Source organism: Paenibacillus residui (assembly GCF_042677205.1).
Classification (GTDB): Bacteria; Bacillota; Bacilli; order Paenibacillales; family NBRC-103111; genus Paenibacillus_L; species Paenibacillus_L residui.
In genome coordinates, this window is sequence record NZ_JBHTIU010000121.1 from 1 (window position 1) to 753 (window position 753).

Below are 753 nucleotides of genomic sequence, written 5' to 3' on the forward strand. Positions count from 1 at the left end.
TTCAGGTGGTGTTGACAAATGAAAAACACCTTTCAGATTTGGTAGAATGGAAGTGACGAGCAACCATCCCAAACGAAAGGTGTGTAACTCTATGGTACACCACAAAGCTTCGTCTGAAAAGGCGGAACAACGAATTTCTGCTGCTCTATCTGCTCTTCAAATTGGCAACTTGTTGCGTAAAGCCGGTATTTCTAAGTCATTTGGCCTTTCCAGTCTCGCAATCTTCCAACTCATTTTTACGCTTGTATTTGAAGGGCGGAATTGGTTTCGGTTGTTGGACAGTGAACGCCGGCAATCCCTGCCTGGCAAAGATGTTGTCTATCGCTTCCTGAATCACCCACGCTTTGCGTGGCGGCGGTTTTTACATATGCTCAGCCTCAAGATTGTTCAGCACTTTGAGTCGCTCACATCCGCTTCTCGCATTCGGGCCTTCATCGTAGATGACTCTGTTCTGCGCCGGGATCGCAGCAAAAAAGCGGAACTACTTGCTCGCGTGTTCGACCATACAACCGGTCGTTATGCTCGGGGATATACGATGCTGACGCTCGGTTGGTCGGATGGTTTCAGCTTTGCTCCCATCGACTTTGTCATGCTTAGCTCTGCGAAGATCGCGAATCGTCTCTGTGAGATGAAGGAGTGGCTGCTCAAGCGTACACATGGATACAAACGCCGCTGCGAATCCATGACACGCAAACCCGATGCTGTCATCGGATTGCTTGACCGTGCGCTCAAAGCCGGGTTCAGTGCCGACTT

Annotated in this window: 1 protein-coding gene; it reads left to right on the plus strand. The window is 49.8% G+C overall.

Features of this window, described 5'->3' with window-relative positions; translation table 11 throughout:
* Positions 1-91 precede the first annotated feature (91 nt).
* A partial coding sequence (locus tag ACFQ03_RS25835) for an IS4 family transposase (protein WP_379291896.1) occupies positions 92-753 on the plus strand: 662 nt, incomplete at its 3' end.